Raw genomic sequence first — 20,273 nt, 5'->3', positions numbered from 1 at the left:
TCGCTGTCGGCGACTTCACCCTGAGGGTGTGCGGCCCCGGTCGGCCGCCGCCACCTGCCGGCCCCTTGAGACGTGTGGTCCGACGGAGTCGAGCGCAGGGCCCGGATTTCCGCGTGGTCTCCTGTCCCACCAGCTGTGGCTCGGCAGTGTCGGTGTGAGGGCTCAGGACTTCCTTGACGGTTTGCCGTAAGCAGATCCTTGACGGTCCTTCTGGGTGTCCATGCCTTGACGTAGAGCCTGGTGATCGGCCCGGGGTTCTTGCGGGGCCCTGACGGTGAGTTCGTCCTCACCGCGCAGGATCCGGTAGTCGGTGTCCTCGATGACGACGGTGACGATCTTTCCCGCATGTCGCGGGCCGAGCTTGATGAACTGGCCGTTGATCTGGGACCGTCCGCTGGCGTGTACCTTGCGCTGGGCCCGGATGGCACCAGCAGGCAGGGGCGGAGGCGGCAGCGGGGACGTCGCCGTCCGTGCCCCGTCGATCTCCCCCAGACGGTCGGCCGGAACGGGGCGGGGCCACGTTCCCATCAGCGCGTTGTCGGCGATGGCGTGCATGAGGTGTCCGTCGAGACGGAGGGTGATCGTGCGGCCGGCGAGGGCGAATCCCACCTGGTAGCGGCCGTCGGCCAGGCAGACGATCCCGTAGTGATGGATCTTGCGGTCGACCTCGACGGGATTCACCGGCGGCGAGGATGGCCGTGCCGCTGCGGGCCCTGGGCAGGACCGTCGCAGGCGCCGGGAGCGATCCAGCAGGCCGGGCATGCCCTCCTGCCCGAACCGCCGCCGCCACTTGGGCAACTTCTGACGCGAAGTGCCGTACCGGGCCGCGACCTCACCGATCGGGGACCCACCGAGCACCTCGCGGACAGCCCGGTAGCGGTACTTGGGCAACTGCTGAACATCCACGTCACCCGAGATGGCAGACGTTCAGCCGAACGTGTCACCCATGGCCAGAGCACAAACGGTCAAGCATCTCCTGAGACCTCACATCGAGAGGCAGCCGCCTCCTACCGCGAGACCAACGTCCTGGCCCCTCCAAACAGCGTCGCCGACATCAGCAACACGCTCACCGCCAAGAGCGTCGTCGTCCGCTTGGAGTCCGTCGCGGCCTGACCGTGCAGCCTCGTACTCCGGCATCCCGACCACCGCGGTGGTGGACGCCGCTCGTCGCTCCGCGCGGGTACCATCCGGCCCCGGACGGGCAGAGCAGACCCCGGAAGAGATCCGGACCAGAATCGTGGGCGTGCCGACGAAACCCGCCGCCGTCAGCGGCCGCACGGGGCACGCACCGCCGACCTGGCCCTCAGCGCGCAGCGGGAGGCTGTTCTGCACCCCGTACGCGAGGTGTGTGCATCGCTGCCCCATGGCGTTCCTCGTCCGGAGTCGACACGCACACTGCGCCGTCTGGGGTTCGTCAGGACCGAGCGGGGCCGCGCCCGGTCCGCCGTCGCCACCGAGGGCGCTCATCGCGGCGGGCCGGGCAACGGGGTCATGCCGCTGGAAGGCCGGCCTCACGGACGCCACCCCGCGGCTGTGCGGCAGCGGGCGGGCGACGGTCGGTGCCGTCCCTCCCGGCCCGCTGCCCGGATCAGGCCTCCCAACCGGAGAAGCAGACGTACACCCGCGGCTCGCCGCCGGGGTCGGGAATGGGGTCCGCGGCGGACTTTCGCGTTCCCTCTCCCACCACGGCACCTGTGCGGGGGTCGATCACCCGGTAGCTGCGGGGAATGGTCTCCGTCTGTGTCTCCGCCTTCCCGTTCACCTCCAGGTCCCCGCCGTGCTCTCCGTAGCTGATGTAGAGGACGCCGGGGTTGAGCAGGCCCTGCGGGGCGCAGGTGCGGTGCCAGTCCGGCTTGAGGCCGATCAGCGGCAGATCCTGGAGTATCTGCCCGAGCAGGCCCACGTATGTGGATCCCTCGAAGTCCAGGGCCTCCCGCCATCCCGCGCCCGGTGCCAGGAAAAATTCTTCGTGTTCGCCCTCGTTCGGGTGCAGTCGCCACTGCCACAGGCTGCCGGCTCCGTACACGACGCCCATGATGCCCCCCTACGCAGAAGTTCGACCATGCTTCGTGGCCCTGCCCCCAGCCCGCTGCCTTGCCTGTGCGGCCGGAGTGCTCATAGGTCGGCTCGCCGTTGGTGACCGCCTTGGCCGGCTCGTTGCGCCACATGTCGGTGACCCGCTCCGGAATGTGCTCGCCGGGATGGCCTGTCTGGCACCACTGGAAGTCGAGCCAGGGCGCATCCTGGTGGGCGCGGACCGCTCCCTCCACGCCTCGAACGCGACGTCCGCGCCTGGCTCGCCGACTGGAACGCGATGCTCGGGACTACAGGTCGATGTTGACGAACAGCCGCAGCTGCGAGCGGACCGTGGCGGCCAGGCTGAAGCCGAATTCCGAGAGCAGCCACTGTGTGTGTGCGCCTTCGTGCAGGGCTGTGATGAGGCGTGCGGCTTCGCGCGTCGGCATCGGCCCGCGGAAGAAGCCGCGGCGATCAAGGTCGTCCAGTGCCTGGGTGACAAGTTCCTGCATTTCGGCATGCCACTTTTGGAAGTAGCCGTGGGCTGGGTGCGTGGGGCTGATGGCCTCCGCTGTGAGGGTCGTCAGGAGGCGGACGCTGTCCGGCTGCCGCTCGTCGCGGTCGGCGATCGCCACGAGCCCTTGCATGAACGCTACGCCATCGCGGCTGTCGAGCCCGTAGAGGTAGCCGGCTCCCTTGATCCGGTCGTCGAGCAGAGCCTCGAGCAATGCGTTCTTGTCCGGGTAGTGATGCAGGAGCCCGGTATGCGAGATCTGTGCGCGGCCTGCCACATCGCGGAGCGAGGTCGCGTTGAACCCTCGCTCGGAGAAGGCCTCGGCTGCGGCAAGGAGAATCTGCGCGCGTCGGCGCTCGGACGCCTCTTCCTGGACGCCGCGGCGGCGTCGGACGGGCACATCTTCGGTCAAGGGCATCCCCAGCTCCTTTTTACAGACCACGTGTAAGGCATTGATCTTACAGGTGGTCGGTGCTTCTATGGCTGCGTCGACGAGGACGTCGAACGAAAGGCTTGGGTACATGGTGGCAAAGAAGCTGCAGACAGCAGAGGGCGTGGAGTTCCGCGATCTCAACCACAACGGCACGATGGAGCCGTACGAGGATCCGCGGCTCGATGCGGCTGCCCGCGCCGCGGACCTCACCGGGCGGATGACGGTCGAGGAGAAAGCCGGGCTTCTCTTCCAGGCTCCCGTCCCGGCAGGCTCCGAGGGCGATCTGGTCACCGGGCAGACTCCGGCCGGCGACGTCGACACGGCCGCCTTCATCGTCGACCGCCACATCAATCACCTGTACACCTTCGATTTCGCGAGCCCGGAGATCGGAGCGGCCTGGAACAACCGCCTCCAGGATGTGGCGGCTTCGACTCGTCTGGGCATTCCGGTGACGGTGTCGACCGATCCGCGCAACTCGTTCGGCTCGAACCCCGGTGCGGGTATGCGGTCACGCGGTTTCTCGATGTGGCCGGAAACGCTGGGGCTGGCGGCTCTGCGAGACGAAGAGACGGTTCGCTGCTACGCGGACATCGCCAGGCAGGAGTACGTGGCAACGGGCATCCGTGCGGCGCTCCACCCGCAGGTCGACCTGCCAACCCACCCACGCTGGGCGCGCCAGTACAACACCCTGGGCACAGACCCGGAGCTGGCATCGCGCCTGGTCGCCGCCTACCTGGAGGGGTTCCAGCGCTCGGCAGCGCTGGGACCTGACAGCGTCGCGTGCACGACCAAGCATTTCCCCGGCGGGGGCGCCCAGAAGGACGGCGAAGATCCGCACTTCGTCTACGGTCGCGAGCAGGTCTACCCGGGCGGACGATTCGAGGACCACCTCGCACCGTTCCGTGCAGCCATCGCCGCCGGCACGAGCGGCATCATGCCGTACTACGGCATGCCGGTCGGCCTGACTCGGCACGGCAAACCGGTGCCGGAAGTCGGCTTCGCCTTCAACGAGGTCATCCTCCGCGACCTGCTGCGCCACGAACTCGGCTTCGAGGGAGTCGTACTCACGGACTTCACCGTGGTCACCGACGGCATCATGTTCGGCCGCCAGTCCATCGGCCGGGCCTGGGGTGTCGAGCACCTCTCGTACCGTGACCGCGTCAAGCGCCTGCTGGATGCCGGAGTGGACCAGATCGGCGGCGAGCACTGCACCGAACTGCTTGTGGAACTGGTCCAGGAGGGGCAGGTCTCGCAAGCCCGGCTGGACGAGTCGGTGCTGCGGCTTTTGAAGGTGAAGTTCGAGCTGGGCCTGTTCGACGACCCGTACGTCGACGTCGATGCCGCCGCCCGCATCGTGGGGCGGGAAGAGTTCCTGCGGGCGGGGCTGAGGGCACAGTCCAGATCCGTGACCGTTCTCACCAACCGGGCGGACACGGCTGAATCCGCGCCGGTCCTGCCTCTTCGCCAGAGTCCTGGCCAGAAGGTCTACATCGAGGGCATGGACGAGAGCGCTCTGCGCAGCCGCGGCCTCGTCCGCGCTCGATCCCCGCAGGACGCGGACTTCGCCCTGATACGCCTGAGCGCGCCGTACACCCCGCGCGATGACTACGCGCTCGAGGCGTTCTTCCACGCGGGCACGCTCACCTTCGACAAGGAGCTGCAGGAGCACGTCCTTGCCGTAGCGAGAACGCTGCCGACGATCGTGGACGTGTACCTCGACCGTCCGGCGATGCTCGAGGCGATCGCAGCCGAGGCCGCTGCGGTCACAGCGAACTGGGGCACCTCGGATGCCGCATGGCTCGACGCCGTCTTCGGCGACGTCGCCCCAGTCGGGACCCTCCCGATCGAGGTGCCGTGCAGCGAGGAAGCAGTCGAGGCAAGCCTGCCCGACGTCGGCGCAGCGACCGAGAACCCCTTGTTCAGGCTGGGGCACGGCATGCGCCTGGCCTGCGAGGAAACGCGATGAGCAGCGAACTCCGGCAGCCGCTCCTTCCCGGATTCAACCCCGACCCGAGTATCACCCGGGTCGGTGACGTCTACTACATGGTCACCTCGACGTTCGAGTACCTGCCCGGGATACCCGTATACCGCAGCTACGATCTCGCGAGCTGGGAGCACGTCGGCAACGTCATCACGCGTTCCGAGCAAGCGGACCTGCGTCACACACCGACTCCGGGAGGCGTCTGGGCTCCCACCATCCGCCACCGCGACGGTGTCTTCTACGTCATCGTCACACTGATGTTCGGCAGTCACGGCTGCATCCTGTACACGGCGGCAGACCCAGCCGGACCGTGGAGCGACGGAACGCCGGTTCCCGTGGTCGGGGGCATCGACCCGGACCTGGTCTGGGACGAGGACGGCGAGGCGCTGGTGACCTACGCCGTGATGGGAGAGGGAATCTTCCAGGTGGCCGTCGACCTGACGACGGGCCTCGCGCTCGAGGACCCGCGGCCCCTGTGGTCCGGAACCGGCCTCCACGCTCCCGAAGGCCCTCATATCCACCCTCACGATGGATGGTGGTATCTGATCATCGCCGAGGGCGGCACCGAACGAGGACACGCGGTGAGCGTCGCGCGCGGGACATCAGCACGCGGCCCGTTCGAGGGCTGCCCGTCAAACCCCGTCCTGAGCACCCGCAGCACGAACCACCCCATCCAGAACGTCGGGCACGCGGACATGGTCGAACGACCTGACGGATCGACGATCTGGACGGTGCTGGGCGTGCGGCCCGTGGGCTTCACCCGCTCCTTCTCTCCGCTGGGCAGGGAGACTTTCGCCGCCGAGGTGACATGGTCGGACGGCTGGCCGTCCGCACGGCTGCTGCCGCACGACCGCGCTCCGCTGGCCATGGGTGAGGCGTTCGGCTTCTCCGATCCCGATGCCCTGCGGGATCCGGGCTGGCTCTCCGACCGCCGGTTGCCCACGACCGTCGGCTCGCTCGACCCGGCCACCGGTGAACTCCTCGTCCGCGGCGAGGGGTCGGATCTCACCGATCTCGGCACCCCGCTGATCGCCCGCCGGCTCACAGCCCACGACTGCACCGTGGCCGTGTCGGTCGACGTCAGCGGAGGCGTCGGCGGGCTCGTCATCCGTCACTCGGAGAAACACTGGATCGCGATCGAGGCCAGCAGGCGCGGCGAAAGCACGCATCTGACCGCCCGCGCGTCCCTCGCCGGGCTCGAGCGGGTATGGGCGGCCACGATCGTCGGCGACAACCTCAGCCTCATTGCCCGGTTCAGCACGCCGCCCACCGGCCATGCCGGAAAGGGCGCACCTTCGGTCGGAGGCGATCGCATCGCGCTCTCGGCCGAAACGTCCGCAGGCCGCGTCGCGCTCGTCGAGCTCGACGGGCGGTACTGGAGCTTCGAGACCACCGAGTCGTTCACAGGCCGGGTCGCCGGCGTGTATGCCCGCGAGGGCGACGTACGCGTCCGCCGCTACGAAGCCATCCCGACTGCTCCCTGACCCCCGCGACCGCTTTCCCGACCCGGGCCAGTGCTCACCCCGGGCGCTGACGATCAGCATCACGTCCTTGGGGCCGGATCGTGTCCCGCGATGCGGTGTAGGGGATCAAGCGCATCGCGTTCCGGTACAACGCCCACGATGGTCTCCACGGAAACGGCAGTCGGCGAAGCATCCTGCTGAGACGGGCCGGACATCCCGCTCCGGCGGAGACGCCATCCCTGACCTGCGAACTCCGGCTTGATCCCCTGCACCACTTGGCGGAAACGCCATTGGCCGAGACCTCCGCCAGCCGCGTCGCGCTCGTCGAGCTCGACGGGCGGTACCGGAGCTTCGAGACCACCGAGTCGTTCACAGGCCGCGTCGCCGTCACGTATGCCCGCGAGGGCGACGTACGCGTCCGCCGCTACGAAGCCGCCCCGACTGCTCTCTGCCTGCCCCCGAACCAGCCCAGTGCTCACCCGAGCCAGTCAGCATCGAAGGGACAATGATGTCCGCATTCACCGAGCCGAACGTCGAATCCACAGCCACCGGCTCCGCCCAGACCTGGCCGCCCCTGCCGCGGGGGTTCCTGGTTCTCCTCGCCGTCGCCGTCGCGGCCGTCAACGGCACGCTCCTTGCCAGCGCCGTGCTCACCCTCTCGCTCAAGTCCGCCATGATCGGCGGCAGCAACGCCACGACCGTCCTGTCGCTCGTCGGCGCGGTGGGAGCGCTGTTCGCATTCCTCGGCTACCCCGTGATCGGCCGCCTGAGCGACCGCACCGTCGGCAAGGCCGGCAGGCGCCGCCCCTACCTCCTGGCAGGTGCAGTGCTCATCGCCGGCGGCGCGGTGCTCCAGGTCGCCGCATCCAACGTGCTCTCCCTTGCCGTCTCCTACGTCGTACTCACCCTCGGTACCGTCTGCGCCCTCGTCGCAGCCGCAGCCCTCATCCCCGACCAGGTGGCGCCCGAGCACCGAGGCACCCCATCGGCAATCATCGGCCTCGGCGCGCCACTGGGCGCGGTCCTCGGTCTGTTCCTCGCCCAGCTCGTGCAGCCGAACATCGCGGCCATGGTGCTGCTGCCGGCCGGCGTCGCGGTCGCCGCGACACTTGCCCTCGCACTGTTCATCTCCGACAAGCCGCTCGCGCGCAGCACGCGGCCTAAGTTCCGCTTCCGCGAGTTCATCGGCACCTTCTGGGTCAGCCCTCTCGCACATCCGAGCTTCGGGTGGGCCTGGGCGAGCCGTCTCCTGATCTTCTTCGGCGTAGCCGCCGTCAACGCATACCAGGCGTTCTACCTGATCATGGTGCAGCACGTGGACCCAGCCACCGTCGGCGCCTCGGTCTTCGTCGCCACGCTCGTCCTCACCGGCGTCTCGCTGGTGTTCGCGCCGCTGTTCAGCAAGATCTCCGACAAGGCCGGCCGCCGCAAGCCGTTCGTCATCGCCGCCGCCGTCATCTTCGCGATCGGCCTGACCCTGGTCGCCCTCGCGGACAGCTACAGGACGTTCCTCCTCGCGATCGCCGTCATGGGCCTTGGCCAAGGCGTGTACTTCGCAGTCGACTTCGCCCTCATCACCGAGGTGCTGCCCGACCCGGAGAACCCGGCGAAGGACCTCGGCATCATGAACCTCGCCAGCAACCTTCCGTCGTCCATCGTCCCGGCAATCGCACCCGCCGTACTGGCGATCGGAGCCTCCGCCGCGCACCCACAGAACTTCCAGGCGCTCTTCCTGGCAGGCGCCACAGCCGCCCTCCTCGGCGCCGCGGCAATTATTCCGATCAGCCGCATCAGATGACACACCGGAGCGCGCCCGACGCAAGCGTCCGGGCGTACTCGATGAGGCCGCGGACAGCCCCTCGCCCCGCATCACTGCTGCATCGTGCTGTCACCCCCCGACCGGTCGGTGCAGCCGGCCCGTCCGTACGTCACCGCGTATGGCGTCTACGAGACCGAGATCTACGGCAGCCGCGCCGGCGACCACGTCCTCGCCCCCGGCTGGACCTCGTACCACCATCGCCTGCGCTCAGCTTGTCCTACCTTCCAAGCGTGGGCCTGAGCTCAGTCACGGTGAGGAGGAGGTCGAGCGTGTCTGTGACGATGCCCCGTTTCCTGCCGACGATCTTCTTGGCGGCGTCGGTTCCCTGACTGGTCAGGGGCACATTGGTGGAAGTCTTCACGCTCTGGGGTCGATCACGGAAGCGGTCGGTTCAGGCTTGCGTCCTTCCTTCACGCGGGCCAGGCTGGTCAGGTCGTAGTTGAGCTGGGCGAGGATTCCCTCAGTAGCTGTTGTCGTTTCGATCTTGAGGTGTGTGCGTCGAACGGAAGTCTCGATCGGGTGATCGAAGCTGGCTGCGCGCATGAGTACAGGGCCTCTTGGTAGCTCGGGGTTGCGAAGCCAACCGAGATCCAGGAGACCCTGTTGCCGCAGTTGTACGTGTTCGCGCCGGTGGAGTTCAACTCGGCTGCACCAGAGTGTGGTTGTGCCGCTCACCGGTTCGGGAGCGCGGCCGATCATCCGGAACGTGTTCGGCGGTATCCCTCGGACATGACGGACTCGGAGTGGGCCCGGGTCCGGCCGCTGCTGCCGGTGCCGGCCTGGCTGCGCGGTCGGGGCGGCCGGCCGGAGGCGTACTGCCACAGGGCGATACTCGATGCGATCCGGTATCTCGTGGACAACGGCATCAAGTGGCGGGCCATGCCTGCGGACTTCCCACCCTGGGACCGGATGTATGCGTTCTTCCGCCGATGGCGTGATCACGGTCTGGTCAGGGAGTTCCACGACCGGCTGCGCGGACAGGTCCGCGAAACGCTGGGCCGCGACGCGGCGGCGACGGCCGGTGTGATCGACTCGCAGTCGGTCAAGGCGGACGCCGTCGTCGGGGCGGACAGCCGGGGCTTCGACGGCGGCAAACTCATCAACGGCCGCAAGCGGCACGTCGTGGTCGACACGCTCGGTCTGCTGCCGGGTGTGATGGTCACCGCCGCGGACACCGGCGACCGCACCGCCGCCCACGTGCTGCTCGGGCAGGTTGCTGATGTGCACCACCGGCTGGAACTGGTCTGGGCCGACGGCGGTTACACCGGCAGCCTCGTCGAACGCTGCCTGGCCGCGTTCGCGCTGGTCCTGGCGATCGTCAAACGCAGCGACGACATGCGCGGATTCGTGGTGCTGCCCAGACGGTGGATCGTCGAGCGGTTCTTCGCCCACCTGATGCGCACCCGCCGTCTGGTGCGCGACTTCGAACGCCGCACCACCAGCGCCGAAGCGATGGTCCACTGGCCGATGACCCTGCTCATGACGCGCCGCCTTGCCCGGCCGGCCCCTGGGCGAGAGTGAACCGGCCCGGCTGCCGCTCGGCCAGCCAACCCCGTGCAACCAGGCGTTCCGCCTTCGACCGCAGCGCCTCCACCTTGGCCGGCACCGCGTCCAGGCCGAACATCACGGCCAACTCCTGGCAGGTCAGCGGCCCTTGGTGGAGCCGATGCCGGTCCCCGAGGGCCTCAAGGATGCGTTGATAGTCCACCGACAGCACCGACCGGTCCAGCCCCTCACGCCATACCGGCACCTGTGACCTGGGCTTCGCGGCTCCCGTCGCTGACGACGTCTGCTCGGCCCGTCCACCGGAGGCCGACGCTGTCCGGCCGACCTGGTCGTGGTCCTGCCCGGTCTGCTCGGCCGGGTCCAGCACCTCGCCGACCCGCGCGCGGGCGATGGCCCACTCCTTCCACTCCCGCTCGGCCAGGGCCAGCTCGGCCTGGATCCGGTCGGCCTCCTCTCGCAGCTCGTCCACCCGACGCCGAGCAACGAGCTCGCGCTGTTCAAGCAGCCCCACGACCGACGGCACCCACGACCTCCACGGGAACGGCGACACGACAGGTCACCACTCCCACAGGGGCGCTAGCCTATGCCTGACCAGCGGAAACACAGTCCTCAAGCCCGGAAAGACAACAGCGTCTAAGTCTGTGCCACATGATCCACTGTCTCGCCAGGAGGGTGCCGTGCGGATGTTGCCAGCGTGGTTGAAGCGGGCCTGGGTCGACTGGGTTATCTGCGTCTTCATGGTCGTGACTGCCGCCAGTTGCCGGAGCCCTATCATGGTCGTCCTCTTTGCCGCGGTGGCGCTCGCGTCGGCAGCCTTCGGTGTCCGCAAGGCCTGGTGGCCTACTGAGCCGGACCGAAGAGTGTAACGATCCGTAAGCACCTCAGCGCAGTCACAGAAGTTGTGGCAGAACCCGAGAGCGGACAGCGTTTGTCGGGTGCTTCGGGAGGCAGCCAGTAGCGGCCCGGAACGGAAATGTTGATGAGTTTGTTTTGACGGCGCTCGTCAGGGTGCTGTCCGGCGAGTCGGGGCCGGGCAGTTGTGGAAGGCACTGGGTAGTCCCACGACGTTCAGGACCGGGTCTGTGCCTTGGGCGATTGCGAAGACAAAGTTCGCTCCGCTGGGCAGGGCCGTGAGCGCGCACTGGTCGCCGAAGGTGAGGGACGGATAGGGCTGCCAGGTGCAGGAGGCATGGTCGAGGGCTTGCGTGACCTGCTGGTAGGTGATGCCAGCGGGGAAGGTCAGGGTCTCACCGGGGGTGGAGGAAGGCAGTTCGATGACGTCCCGCCAAGCTTGGATGCAGATGAGGACGATCTTGCGGCAGCGGCAGACGCTGAGTTCGAGGTCGCCGTAGGCGAAGAGCCGGGGCCACTGCCGACGCCGGCTCATCGTCCCGACGTCCCATGGTTCACCGAAGGCGGTGGTCACCTCGTGCCAGTCGGCGCCGGTGACCACGGGGCCCCATTGGCCCGTCTGTGCTACTTCGGTCAGGATGTCAAGGACTGCCATGCAGGGATCATGACACTGGCCCGGGCTTGCGACCAGCGGGTTCTTGCTCAGCTGGGGCCAGGACGTCGATGTCGAAGTCGTAGTGGCCGGCGAACCCCACCGCTTCCGGGTGCAGCGGGACCGCCTCGCCCGGAGCGACGTGGCGGCGGACGACGGTCTTCGTGCGGTCGTAGACGATCGTCATCGGGACGCCACCGAAGTGGGCGAAGGCCCGGCGGTGGCAGTCGAAGAACGTCTGGAGGTCCTGGCTGGTGGTGAAGCAGCAGAACGGGTCGCGCGAGTACGACAGTGTCATGTGGAAGGAGTAGACCTTCGGGATGCCCATGTGGGCGAGGATCTTGCCCTCGTCGCCCCAGTCGACCTGGGCCTGGGCACCGGGGATGACCTCGAAGCGGCGGTGCATGCCGGCGAGTTCCGTCGGCGTGATGCCGAGTTCCTCGGCGATCCGGGGCCGGGCTTGCTGAACGTAGAGCTTGACCCTCTGGTAGTTGCCGGTGAAACCGTACTCCGCGGTCAGCCGCCCGTGGATCACCGCGGCCTTCATCAGGATCTCCGCCCGGAGCATCGAGTCGACCAGCGGCGCGAACTCGTCGATCACCCTGGCCCGTGACCTGCTGTTCGGCGACCGGCGCGGAGGCGCGGCGGGTCCGTCAGCTGCCAGGTACTTACTGACCGTCCGCCAGTTCAGGCCCGTCTCCTTGGCGACTTCGGTCAGGCTCATCGCTCCGGACTCGACCAGGCCACGAAAACGCCGTAGTTCCAGCCAGCGCTGCGGATCCAGGACCACGGCCACCCCATCTCTGCGACCTCGACCAACAGGCAGCAGAGTGCCGAACCCTGAACCTCAGCACATCAGGAACTCTGCACGTTCATCCGTACGCGGCCATGCGTGTTCACGTGTACGCCGACAGACGACGCAGAGCGGGCCGGGAAGCCCTCGAGGCTTCCCGGCCCGCCCGGCGAAGTGTGCCGGTGTCGGCTCAGGCGCTGGTTGCCGCCGTGTAGCGGGCGGTGACGTCTTCCCAGTCGACCAGGTCCCAGAGCTTGGTGACGTAGTCGGGGCGGACGTTCTTGTATTGCAGGTAGTAGGCGTGTTCCCAGGCGTCGAAGACCAGCAGCGGGGTGCTGCCCTGGCCGACGTTGCCGTGGTGGTCGTAGACCTGCTCCACGATCAGGCGCTTGCCGAGGGGCTCCCAGGCGAGCACGCCCCAGCCGGAGCCCTGGACGGACGCGGTCGCGACGGTGAGCTGCTTCTTGAACGCCTCGAAGCCGCCGAGGTGTTCGTCGATGGCGTCGGCGAGGGCGCCGTCGGGGCGGTCGCCGCCGTCCGGGGAGAGGTTCTGCCAGAAGATTGAGTGCAGGACGTGGCCGGAGAGGTTGAAGGCGTAGGTCTTCTCCAGCCCGACCAGTGAGGTCGGGGTGATCTGGTCCTTGTCGCGGATCTCGGCGATCTGCTCGAGGGTGTCGTTGGCGCCCTTGACGTAGGCGGCGTGGTGTTTGGCGTGGTGCAGTTCCAGGATCTGCCCGGTGATGGCCGGCTCCAGCGCGGCGTAGTCGTAGGGCAGGTCGGGAAGCGCGTAGGTGCCCATCAGGCACGTCCCCTTTCCGGGTGAGTGATCGTCGGGGGACAGCCTATGCCTCTATTGCGAATAGCTTGCAACAACGATAGAGATGCATCAGCATGATCTGTGGCGGGGTCGGCCCGTCAGTCTTCGGTGTCTGAGCGTCGTTCCGTCCGTCCGGCGTGTCCTTCCTGGAGAGTGATCGTCTTCTCACCCGGCGCCCGCCGGATCCGGCCGGCCCCGCTCGTTCACGCCGTCCTGCTCAGTGTCCGGCGGCCTGTGTATGGGAAGCACGTGTGCACCGGCGCCGCGGCCGGTCAGGGCGGCGTTCCGACGACCCACGGATCGCGTCGGGTGCTCCCGCAGGCAGTGCCGTCCGCGTCGACGGCGTAGTTCACTCGCCCCTGCGGCCAGCTGTCACGCAAAGTCACAGCTGACGCCCGGCGCGATCTGCACGGGCACCGGTCTCCGTGGACAGGCTCCCCACGGCCGACTGGTCGGCATGAGCGATGACGAGCAGCAGCGGCCGGCCCCGCGCCACGGCAAGGTCCTGGAGTTCCTCGCGCGGGCGGAGCGGAAGGTCTTCACCCGGCCCGCGCCGAAATCTGCCGATTCGCGTCCTCGCCCGGCAGGGCGGCCAGCTCGGCCACCTTCGCCGCACGGCGCTGCGTCAGCGTCGTGCGAGCCGGATCGAACTGCAGGCGCGGCTCACCCTCCTCGGCCCAGAACGCACTGCCGCTGCGGTAGCCGGTCTCAGTCTCCAGCAGGTGAGCCAGCCAGGTCCCCGAACAGCCGCGGCTGCCGCTGCAGCACCTCAAGCAGCCGGCCCTGCACACCCGGCTGGTCCACCATTGGCCGCCGCCGAGCCGCCAGCGCGTCCAGGCCGGTCTTCCCTGCCGATGCCAGCCCGTCACCACCGCGTACCGCCGGCCGACCGCGGCCGCTGCCCGGGCCGCCGCGGCGAACCGCACCTCGTCCTCCCTCTCGACTGCCCGTAGACCTTCCTGCCCGACCTCGGCTGGACCATCTCCTTGGTGAGGAGTTCCTTGTGTCTGCATGTCAGAGACGGCCGGGCTGTCTCGTCTCAGGCTGTGAAGACGGGTTCCGACAGGATCCCGCCTCGACGACAAGGTGCGGATCATGGGCGAGGAGAGCACACACCGGAAGGTCGCGCTGGTCACAGGGGCGAACAAGGGGATCGGTCGTGGCGTTGCCGAGCAGCTCGCCGCGCTGGGCATGACGGTCGTGATCGGGGCCAGAGACCCACTGCGCGGCGAGGAGGCCGCTGCGGCGGTGCGCGCGGCCGGCGGCGACGCGCACGCGGTCACCTTGGACGTCACCGACCGGGCCACCGTCCAAGAGGCCGCGAGGCAGGTCGAGGAGCGCTTCGGCCGGCTCGACGTACTGATCAACAACGCCGGCATCACCGGCTCCGGACGGGTGTCGCCCGAAGACGCCCGTGACCAGGTCCCCAGCTCCGTCGACCTGGACATGGTCCGGGCGGTGTTCGACACCAACGTCCTCGGGGTGATCGCGGTGACCAACGCCATGCTGCCGCTGTTGCGGCGGTCACCGGCGCCACGCGTCGTCAACGTGAGCAGTCACGCCGCGTCGCTGACTCTCACCAGCGATCCGGACGGCCCGTTCGCGGCACTGCTGCCGTCGGCCGCGTATGCGCCGTCCAAGACCGCCCTGACCGCTCTGACCGTGCAGTACGCCAAGGAGCTGCGGAAGGACGGCATCCTGGTCAACGCGGTCGCCCCCGGCTTCGTCGCCACGGACAGCAACAACCACACCGGGTTCCTCACGGCCGCGCAGGGTGCCACGGTCGTGGTGCGCCTGGCCACGCTCGGTGCGGACGGACCGACCGCCGGATTCTTCGGTGAGGAGGGCCCGCTGCCCTGGTGACGGCGGCCCTGGACGACTGCGTCGTACCGGCCCGGCGACATGGCTCGGCCCTGATGCCGGCCGGACGACAGGCAGTGGCAATCGACCGCCGGAGGTCACGGCTTCTCCAGACGGGAGCTCTGCGGTTCCTCATGGCAGCGTGGATTCAAGGAGGATCCGGCGTGACGAAGACCGAAGAGTTCCAGGAACTGCGGCCGCTGCTGTTCTCGATCGCCTACCGGATCCTGGGCAGTGTGAGCGAGGCGGAGGACGCGGTCCAGGAGACATGGCTGCGCTACCAGGCCACCTCCACCCGGCCCGGGTCGGCCAAGGCGTTCCTGTCGAGCGTGGTCACCCGCATCTCGATCGACGTGCTGCGCTCGGCCCGCGTCCGGCGGGAGGAGTACGTCGGGCCGTGGCTCCCCGAACCGCTGCTGACCGACCCGTACGAGGATCCGGCGCGGTCGGCGGAGCTGGCGGACTCGCTGTCGATGGCGGCTCTGCTCCTGCTGGAGCGGCTCACCCCGCTCGAGCGCGCGGTCTTCGTGCTGAGGGAGGTGTTCGCCTTCGGCTTCGCGGATATCGCGTCGGCCCTGGGACGGTCGGAGGCGGCGTGCCACCAGCTCGCGGTGCGGGCACGCCGGCACATGGAAGCGGGCCGGGTCCGGTTCGAGGCCGACCGGAAGGAACGCGAGAAACTCGCCGAACGGTTCTTCGACGCCTTCCGGGAAGGAGACGTCGACGGGCTGGCCGGGCTGCTGGCCGCCGATGTCCACATGATCGGGGACAGCGGCGGCAAGGCCCCGCAGTTCAAGCCCGTCGTCATTGGCGCCGAGAACGTGCTCCGGGCGCTCGCGACGTTCGCCCCGCTGGTGATCAGCAGCGGTGGCCTTGTGGAGCCGTGCCAGGTGAACGGCCAGCCGGGCTCGGTCTTCCGCGACCGGAACGGCCAGGTCCTCAGCACCTGGGCGCTCGACGTGCTCGACGGGCAGATCCAGACGATCCGCACGGTGAACAACCCCGACAAGCTCGGGCACGTCGGTCCTGTGGCGGACGCCTGGCAGGCCCTCCGCGAAGCGCACCGGGCACACCGGCCCACAGACTGACCGCAGAGCCGGCCGCGCTCCAGGGCCGGGATGCCGGGTCCCGGGCGCGAAGCAACGCAACGGAACAGCAGGGCGGAACCGCACGAGGCCGACCTCGTCCGCCCCGTGCGGGCCGGCCGCGACGGCCGGCACCAAGTGACCGACTTGGCGGTTCTGACCGCGATTCCGTGAATGATCTTGGGTCTGGTGTAATGCCAGGGTGATGTTGAGCGCCGGAGCCGGGGCGGCTCGGCGTGCGGGCGGAAGCGGGCAGAGAGATGGCGGCAGCAGACCCTCGGGTGTTGTGAGGGGGCTTGAGCGGGTGGGCTGGGAGCTGATGCCCCTGGAAGGCGTCGGGCCGCTGTGTTGCGGCATGGGTATCACTGAGGTCGCCGCAGTGCTCTCGGGCATGACCGAACTGCATCGGTTCCAGGCCGACCCATCGTTTCGGGAGATCCTGGGCCTGGAGTTCGGCACGGGGCTGGCGGAGCCTGCGGTCTACGCCTACTTCGTCGAAGGCCAGCTGTTCTGCGTCGCAGTCGACGCGGTCCGCGGACCCCAGGTGACGCTCTGGGGAAGAGAGTTGACCGGCTGTGTGCCAGCTGACCTTGAGCGGTTCCTCCTGCATGCTCATGACTGCGGGGTGATCGACGTGTCGTACGGTCCGCGGGGGAACCCGGGAACCAATGGGCTGGGCCTGGTCGTGCGAGTGCAGGAGGTCGCCGACGGCGTGGTGACCCGGCCGGTCATGGTGGGCCGGTCCCGGGCCGACCGGTGCACAGACGACTGGGAAGGTGCGATCCCGGAGTGCGAATGGGTGGGCCGTCAGTGGACCTACCCAGGCCATTCAGAACACTGGCCCCCACCTGGGCACACGCCGAACTGGCATGGTTGGCAGCCGCCTTTCCAGTCAAGTCGCTCTCTCGATGAAGCTCAGCTCGGAAGCCGTGAAGATCACGGCCGAGTGAGGATCCGGATCCGCAGAAGGCGGAACGAGGCCCGGCCGTACATGGCTCTCTCGATCGTTTTCACGCGATTGACGTGGCCTTCGACCCTGCGGAGCTCCATTCGTGGGTGAGTCCGGCGGTGATCGCTCCCGCTCTCCGTCAAACGCGCGGGGGAGCGCCAGAGCAGCTCCCGCATCCGGGACACGCCGAGCCGTTAGCTGTATCAACCCGGGTTCCCTTAGCTCACCGAGCCGCTCGCGGTCCACAGTGAGAGCGACCTGGCCGCCGTCATCGCGGGTGCTCACCACCGGCCAGCGGAGCGTCGTCTCCACCACCGTGCTGCTCGACCTCTCCGTCCCGGCCTTCGCGCTCCCGCTCGTTCCCCACTCGATTGAGGACCGGAGCAGGTGAGGCGACAAGCGCGGCCCTGGCCGAGGCCGATACGATCCCCATCCTCGCTCAGGGACGGGACAGACCTGCTTGCCAGGATTCCCCCCACCTCCAGGACGCTGAGCTGCGGCAGGACGTCGACTCTCCCGAACTCGCTCCCGCCAGTCAGGCGGTTTTCCGCGTGACTGGCCGGACCGCCAGGCGGTAGAACCCAACGCGTGACCGTCTTCTACTGCGCCAAGTGCGGGACTGCGCTCACCGGGGACCTGGTGGCTCTGCCCACAGTCCCGTACGTCGGCAACCCGGACGACGGCCGAGACAAGAAGACCGGGCGTGCCCGCTCCACCGTCCCGCGCGGGCACTACGCCATCGACCCCGACCCCTGGGGCGCGCCCTTCGTCCCTGCCGCAGCACCCCGTCAGCACGCCAGCGGCTCGGGCCGCGAGCTGCTGCGGCCCGACCCCTGGACGACCGTCTCCGCGGGCCAGCGCGACAGCGTCGCCATCCACCCCGACGACGTCCTGCCCCGCCTCGCCCCCTTCACGTGCGGGGACAACTGGACCGGATGCTGCGGCCCCACCGGTGCACATGGCCCCAACCTGGCCTGTGCCTGCGGCTCACGTCTGGCCGCCTGGGCCGCCGATTGCCTGGGTCCCAATGAACTCCACCTTGACCCCGTCCGCATCTACGCCTGGCACCAGGGCGAAGCCGCCGAGGACGCCCTTGAGGGCGAGGACCGGCCGTGATCATCTCAGGCAGGAAGTTCAAGCCCCCCGGTGACAGGTCAACGAAATGAGGAACGAAGAGCGAACCTGGGGATTTTCACTTCACGAAGCCTCATCAGCCCTGGTCACGCTGGCCGGCGTACTCTTCCGCCGGCCACGAGCCGCGGGGACCTCCGGCGGGGAACCGTTCGAGGACGGTGCGCTGCCGGGTAGGTGTGGGTGTGCTCACGGCTCGGGGTCCTCGGGTCCGGGGATGTCGCCGAACATGTCGTCGATCGCCTGGGTGACCTTCGGCCGGTGTCCGGGCCGGGTGGAGTTGAGGACGGCCCCGGTGAGGCCGACGAGGTCGATGTCCTCGAACAGTTCGGTGATGTCGGCGATCGTCTCGGGGCCCAGGACGGTACCGGTGTCCGGGCGTTCGCCGTCCAGGCAGCAGTTCATGGCGTCGGCCTGGTCGGCGAGCTGGTGGGCGCGGGCCGGGGTGAGGTCGATGCTGTGGCAGTGCTCCAGGCTCGTGCCGAGGACGCCGGTCGGGCTGATGTGGAGGCGGATGCTCGCGTCCCGGCCGGGCTCGACGGCGAGGCCGGTGAAAGCTTCGGCGAGGGCCTGAATCGCGGCGTTGCGGTCCGTGTCCGCCTGGGCGGTGTCCGTGGCGGCGTCGCCCTCCGGGGTGTCCGGCACCGGTGCCTCCGACACCGATCTCGAGGGTGGCGGCCTGGACCTGGAGGCCGCCGCCGGCGGTGTCCGGGAGGGTGAGGTGCCCGGTGACGCGCAGCAGGTCGCCGGGTCGGCACTGGGTGAGGACCGCGTTCACGGTCTCCGGGTCCCGGCTGGTGCACGGGATGGTCGCGTCGTCGACCAGCCGGTCGGTGGGGGAGCAGGTCAGCCGCCAGCAGGCGGTGCCGTCCTGCTCGCCGCAGACCGGTTCGGCGGACAGGTAGCCGTCGAGGGCGAGAGGTACGGCGTCCATCAGTCGTCCGCCTCCGCCGTCGTGGGGTGGGCGGTGGCGTACGCGTCCAGGACCTTCTTGGCCGGGTTGCCCCGGTCGACGACCTCGTAGCCGTTGGCCCGCGCCCAGGCCCGGATCGCGGCCAGCTGCTCCTTGCTGAGCTTGCCGCTCGGGGCCGGGACGGCGACGGCGGCCGCGGCGGCCGTGGTGGTGGGCTTGCCGGTCCTGGCCTGCCGCAGTTCCTCCCTGGCACGGGAGAGTTCGCGCTCCAGCCGGTCGACCCGGCCCTCGGCTTCGGCCACGGCGTGCTCGGCGTCGCGCCTGCCGGCGAGTTCGGCCAGGGCCGTACGGGCCCTGGCGGCGAGGGCCTGCACGCCCTTCGCGGTGTGCTGCTCGCCCCAGGCGAGCAGCGTCTCGATCCCCGTCCCGGGTGCCGGTTTCCGCAGGCCGGACGTCTCGGGCTCGGGGGAGGGCGCGCTTTCCGCGGTGTTGCCGTCCGTGCCCGGGGTGGGCTCGGCTTGTGCCTTCGTGACGGCGTCGGCGAGTTCGCTGGAGGACCGGGAGCTGGTGCTGCGGGTGCGTGTGCGGACGGCTTCCGGGCTCCCGAACCGGTCGCGGCTGATGGTGCCGGCGGTCGCCGCCGCGCGCGGCCGCATGGAACATCTCCGGTTGGCTGACCGTCCGTTCCGCTTCGTTGCGCCGGCGGTAAGTCTCTGTGCCGAACCCGGCCGGACGGCCGCCCTTGCCGCCTCGGTGCCGACGGTCGGCCCGCTGGTCCCCGGGCTCGGCGATGGATCAGGTGCATGCCGAGGACGAGCAGGAGCTGGCGCCCGGCCTGGTCGAACTGCTCCTGGAGACTGGGCTCGCGGAAGAGGTCGGCCAACTGCCCAGCCTCGGCGGCGAGGCCTCCGCGCTCGGCAAGGCAGTCGGCCATGGAGGCACGGTGGATGGCCCGGGCCCGCTCCAGCAGCGCGGCGTTCACCTTCCCGTCCAGGGTGCGGCCCAGCGCGGCGCACAACGCCTCGCAGCGGGCCACGACCGTCTCGACTTCCCGTCCAGGGTGCGGCCCCCCCGCGGCGCACAACGCCTCGCAGCGGGCCACGGCCGTCTCGACAGCCATCGGGGTCTGCGCGGGCCCGAGCGCGCGGACGAGGCCGCTGACGGCGAACACGGTGTCCGGTTCCATCACCTCCCGTACGGCGTCCAGCAGCTCGGCCCGTCCGCGGAGCGTCAGGGTCTTACCGCTGCCCAGCTCGGTGATGATCCGCACGAACCGGGCCCGCGCGGTCGGCGTGGCCAGCTGATGCCCGACCTGCTCCAGCAGTCCCACGGCGCCCTCGCGCGCCACCTCCTGGTTGCGCCGGCCGCGCCCCACCCACGTCACCCACGTCACCCCCGCACCCTGCCCTGGCCGCCGCGGACCTGCCCGCCTTCGACAGCCCGGCCGCTACGGAGTGCAGCTGCGCCGAGTGCTGGCACAGGCCGGCGA

Annotated in this window: 19 protein-coding genes and 4 pseudogenes; 10 read left to right on the top strand and 13 right to left on the bottom strand. The window is 69.2% G+C overall.

Annotated elements, in window-relative coordinates; genetic code table 11:
- Positions 1 to 162: 162 nt before the first annotated feature.
- The 5 genes and pseudogenes from ACFYWQ_RS41935 to ACFYWQ_RS41915 form a co-directional block, all read right to left on the bottom strand.
- Positions 163 to 681, bottom strand: a complete 519-nt coding sequence (locus ACFYWQ_RS41935; protein WP_389525732.1) for a hypothetical protein — start codon at positions 679 to 681, stop codon at positions 163 to 165.
- Positions 682 to 792: 111 nt separating this feature from the next.
- Positions 793 to 858: pseudogene (locus ACFYWQ_RS41930) on the bottom strand (hypothetical protein); the annotation flags it as partial.
- A gap of 730 nt (positions 859 to 1,588) precedes the next feature.
- On the bottom strand, positions 1,589 to 2,035 hold the full coding sequence (locus tag ACFYWQ_RS41925) for a DUF4038 domain-containing protein (protein ID WP_389525621.1): 447 nt from the start codon (positions 2,033 to 2,035) through the stop codon (positions 1,589 to 1,591).
- Between the two features lie 124 nt (positions 2,036 to 2,159).
- Positions 2,160 to 2,270: pseudogene (locus ACFYWQ_RS41920) on the bottom strand (hypothetical protein); the annotation flags it as partial.
- 54 nt (positions 2,271 to 2,324) lie between these two features.
- Positions 2,325 to 2,948, bottom strand: coding sequence for a TetR/AcrR family transcriptional regulator (locus ACFYWQ_RS41915; RefSeq protein WP_389525619.1), 624 nt, complete (start codon positions 2,946 to 2,948; stop codon positions 2,325 to 2,327).
- Positions 2,949 to 3,051: 103 nt separating this feature from the next.
- Between ACFYWQ_RS41915 and ACFYWQ_RS41910 the strand changes: the two genes are divergently transcribed.
- The 4 genes from ACFYWQ_RS41910 (at position 3,052) to ACFYWQ_RS41895 (ending at position 8,466) form a co-directional block, all read left to right on the top strand.
- Positions 3,052 to 4,929, top strand: coding sequence for a glycoside hydrolase family 3 protein (locus tag ACFYWQ_RS41910; protein WP_389525616.1), 1,878 nt, complete (start codon positions 3,052 to 3,054; stop codon positions 4,927 to 4,929).
- On the top strand, positions 4,926 to 6,428 hold the full coding sequence (locus ACFYWQ_RS41905; RefSeq protein WP_389525613.1) for a family 43 glycosylhydrolase: 1,503 nt from the start codon (positions 4,926 to 4,928) through the stop codon (positions 6,426 to 6,428). The genes ACFYWQ_RS41910 and ACFYWQ_RS41905 overlap by 4 nt, the downstream gene beginning before the upstream one ends.
- Positions 6,429 to 6,915: 487 nt before the next feature.
- On the top strand, positions 6,916 to 8,205 hold the full coding sequence (locus tag ACFYWQ_RS41900) for an MFS transporter (RefSeq protein WP_389525610.1): 1,290 nt from the start codon (positions 6,916 to 6,918) through the stop codon (positions 8,203 to 8,205).
- Between the two features lie 84 nt (positions 8,206 to 8,289).
- The gene (locus ACFYWQ_RS41895; protein WP_389525607.1) at positions 8,290 to 8,466 is read left to right on the top strand and encodes an alpha-L-rhamnosidase N-terminal domain-containing protein; all 177 of its coding nucleotides are present in this window, start codon (positions 8,290 to 8,292) and stop codon (positions 8,464 to 8,466) included.
- Positions 8,467 to 8,470: 4 nt separating this feature from the next.
- Here ACFYWQ_RS41895 and ACFYWQ_RS41890 read toward each other — a convergent pair.
- A pseudogene (locus tag ACFYWQ_RS41890) lies at positions 8,471 to 8,688 on the bottom strand (IS5/IS1182 family transposase); the annotation flags it as partial.
- Positions 8,689 to 8,955: 267 nt separating this feature from the next.
- Here ACFYWQ_RS41890 and ACFYWQ_RS41885 point away from each other — a divergent pair.
- The gene (locus ACFYWQ_RS41885) at positions 8,956 to 9,747 is read left to right on the top strand and encodes an IS5 family transposase (protein ID WP_389525604.1); all 792 of its coding nucleotides are present in this window, start codon (positions 8,956 to 8,958) and stop codon (positions 9,745 to 9,747) included.
- On the opposite strand, the gene ACFYWQ_RS41880 is transcribed toward ACFYWQ_RS41885, so the two are convergent.
- The 5 genes and pseudogenes from ACFYWQ_RS41880 to ACFYWQ_RS41860 form a co-directional block, all read right to left on the bottom strand.
- On the bottom strand, positions 9,704 to 10,255 hold the full coding sequence (locus ACFYWQ_RS41880; protein ID WP_389525602.1) for a hypothetical protein: 552 nt from the start codon (positions 10,253 to 10,255) through the stop codon (positions 9,704 to 9,706). The two genes, ACFYWQ_RS41885 and ACFYWQ_RS41880, sit on opposite strands and share 44 nt — an antisense overlap.
- Positions 10,256 to 10,735: 480 nt before the next feature.
- Positions 10,736 to 11,239, bottom strand: coding sequence for a hypothetical protein (locus ACFYWQ_RS41875; protein WP_389525599.1), 504 nt, complete (start codon positions 11,237 to 11,239; stop codon positions 10,736 to 10,738).
- Positions 11,240 to 11,267: 28 nt separating this feature from the next.
- Positions 11,268 to 12,026, bottom strand: a pseudogene (gene istA / locus ACFYWQ_RS41870) (IS21 family transposase); the annotation flags it as partial.
- 193 nt (positions 12,027 to 12,219) lie between these two features.
- Positions 12,220 to 12,828 carry a superoxide dismutase gene (locus tag ACFYWQ_RS41865; RefSeq protein ID WP_389525596.1) on the bottom strand — a complete coding sequence of 203 codons (609 nt, stop codon included), beginning with the start codon at positions 12,826 to 12,828 and terminating at the stop codon, positions 12,220 to 12,222.
- Positions 12,829 to 13,385: 557 nt separating this feature from the next.
- On the bottom strand, positions 13,386 to 13,772 hold the full coding sequence (locus ACFYWQ_RS41860) for a hypothetical protein (protein ID WP_389525594.1): 387 nt from the start codon (positions 13,770 to 13,772) through the stop codon (positions 13,386 to 13,388).
- 169 nt (positions 13,773 to 13,941) lie between these two features.
- Between ACFYWQ_RS41860 and ACFYWQ_RS41855 the strand changes: the two genes are divergently transcribed.
- The 4 genes from ACFYWQ_RS41855 (at position 13,942) to ACFYWQ_RS41840 (ending at position 17,856) form a co-directional block, all read left to right on the top strand.
- Positions 13,942 to 14,709, top strand: a complete 768-nt coding sequence (locus ACFYWQ_RS41855; RefSeq protein WP_389525591.1) for an SDR family NAD(P)-dependent oxidoreductase — start codon at positions 13,942 to 13,944, stop codon at positions 14,707 to 14,709.
- A gap of 161 nt (positions 14,710 to 14,870) precedes the next feature.
- Entirely contained in the window at positions 14,871 to 15,794 is a 924-nt protein-coding gene (locus tag ACFYWQ_RS41850) for an RNA polymerase sigma-70 factor (RefSeq protein ID WP_389525588.1), read from the top strand.
- 301 nt (positions 15,795 to 16,095) lie between these two features.
- Positions 16,096 to 16,851, top strand: a complete 756-nt coding sequence (locus tag ACFYWQ_RS41845; protein ID WP_389525585.1) for a hypothetical protein — start codon at positions 16,096 to 16,098, stop codon at positions 16,849 to 16,851.
- 477 nt (positions 16,852 to 17,328) lie between these two features.
- On the top strand, positions 17,329 to 17,856 hold the full coding sequence (locus ACFYWQ_RS41840) for a hypothetical protein (RefSeq protein ID WP_389525583.1): 528 nt from the start codon (positions 17,329 to 17,331) through the stop codon (positions 17,854 to 17,856).
- Positions 17,857 to 18,060: 204 nt separating this feature from the next.
- Here ACFYWQ_RS41840 and ACFYWQ_RS41835 read toward each other — a convergent pair whose 3' ends face one another.
- Complete coding sequence (locus ACFYWQ_RS41835) at positions 18,061 to 18,531, bottom strand: hypothetical protein (protein WP_389525580.1); 471 nt, start codon at positions 18,529 to 18,531, stop codon at positions 18,061 to 18,063.
- A 68-nt stretch (positions 18,532 to 18,599) separates the two neighbouring features.
- Between ACFYWQ_RS41835 and ACFYWQ_RS41830 the strand changes: the two genes are divergently transcribed.
- Positions 18,600 to 18,776: a hypothetical protein gene (locus tag ACFYWQ_RS41830; protein ID WP_389525578.1), complete on the top strand. Its 177-nt coding sequence runs from the start codon at positions 18,600 to 18,602 to the stop codon at positions 18,774 to 18,776.
- Positions 18,777 to 18,804: 28 nt separating this feature from the next.
- On the opposite strand, the gene ACFYWQ_RS41825 is transcribed toward ACFYWQ_RS41830, so the two are convergent.
- Positions 18,805 to 19,440: a histone-like nucleoid-structuring protein Lsr2 gene (locus ACFYWQ_RS41825; protein WP_389525576.1), complete on the bottom strand. Its 636-nt coding sequence runs from the start codon at positions 19,438 to 19,440 to the stop codon at positions 18,805 to 18,807.
- Positions 19,441 to 20,273: the final 833 nt, after the last annotated feature.

It is taken from the genome of Streptomyces sp. NPDC003247 (assembly GCF_042888135.1).
Taxonomy (GTDB): domain Bacteria; phylum Actinomycetota; class Actinomycetes; order Streptomycetales; family Streptomycetaceae; genus Streptomyces.
Note: the sequence above shows the minus strand (reverse complement) of the source record. Positions and strands in the feature narration are given on the sequence as shown.

Bases quoted from the DNA above. Each gene is read 5' to 3' on its own strand.
- ACFYWQ_RS41865 (WP_389525596.1), bottom strand. From the start codon at position 12,828: ATGGGCACCTACGCGCTTCCCGACCTGCCCTACGACTACGCCGCGCTG.
- ACFYWQ_RS41875 (WP_389525599.1), bottom strand. From the start codon at position 11,239: ATGGCAGTCCTTGACATCCTGACCGAAGTAGCACAGACGGGCCAATGG.
- ACFYWQ_RS41905 (WP_389525613.1), top strand. From the start codon at position 4,926: ATGAGCAGCGAACTCCGGCAGCCGCTCCTTCCCGGATTCAACCCCGAC.
- ACFYWQ_RS41910 (WP_389525616.1), top strand. From the start codon at position 3,052: ATGGTGGCAAAGAAGCTGCAGACAGCAGAGGGCGTGGAGTTCCGCGAT.
- ACFYWQ_RS41925 (WP_389525621.1), bottom strand. From the start codon at position 2,035: ATGGGCGTCGTGTACGGAGCCGGCAGCCTGTGGCAGTGGCGACTGCAC.
- ACFYWQ_RS41885 (WP_389525604.1), top strand. From the start codon at position 8,956: ATGACGGACTCGGAGTGGGCCCGGGTCCGGCCGCTGCTGCCGGTGCCG.
- ACFYWQ_RS41915 (WP_389525619.1), bottom strand. From the start codon at position 2,948: ATGCCCTTGACCGAAGATGTGCCCGTCCGACGCCGCCGCGGCGTCCAG.
- ACFYWQ_RS41855 (WP_389525591.1), top strand. From the start codon at position 13,942: ATGGGCGAGGAGAGCACACACCGGAAGGTCGCGCTGGTCACAGGGGCG.
- ACFYWQ_RS41900 (WP_389525610.1), top strand. From the start codon at position 6,916: ATGTCCGCATTCACCGAGCCGAACGTCGAATCCACAGCCACCGGCTCC.
- ACFYWQ_RS41825 (WP_389525576.1), bottom strand. From the start codon at position 19,440: ATGCGGCCGCGCGCGGCGGCGACCGCCGGCACCATCAGCCGCGACCGG.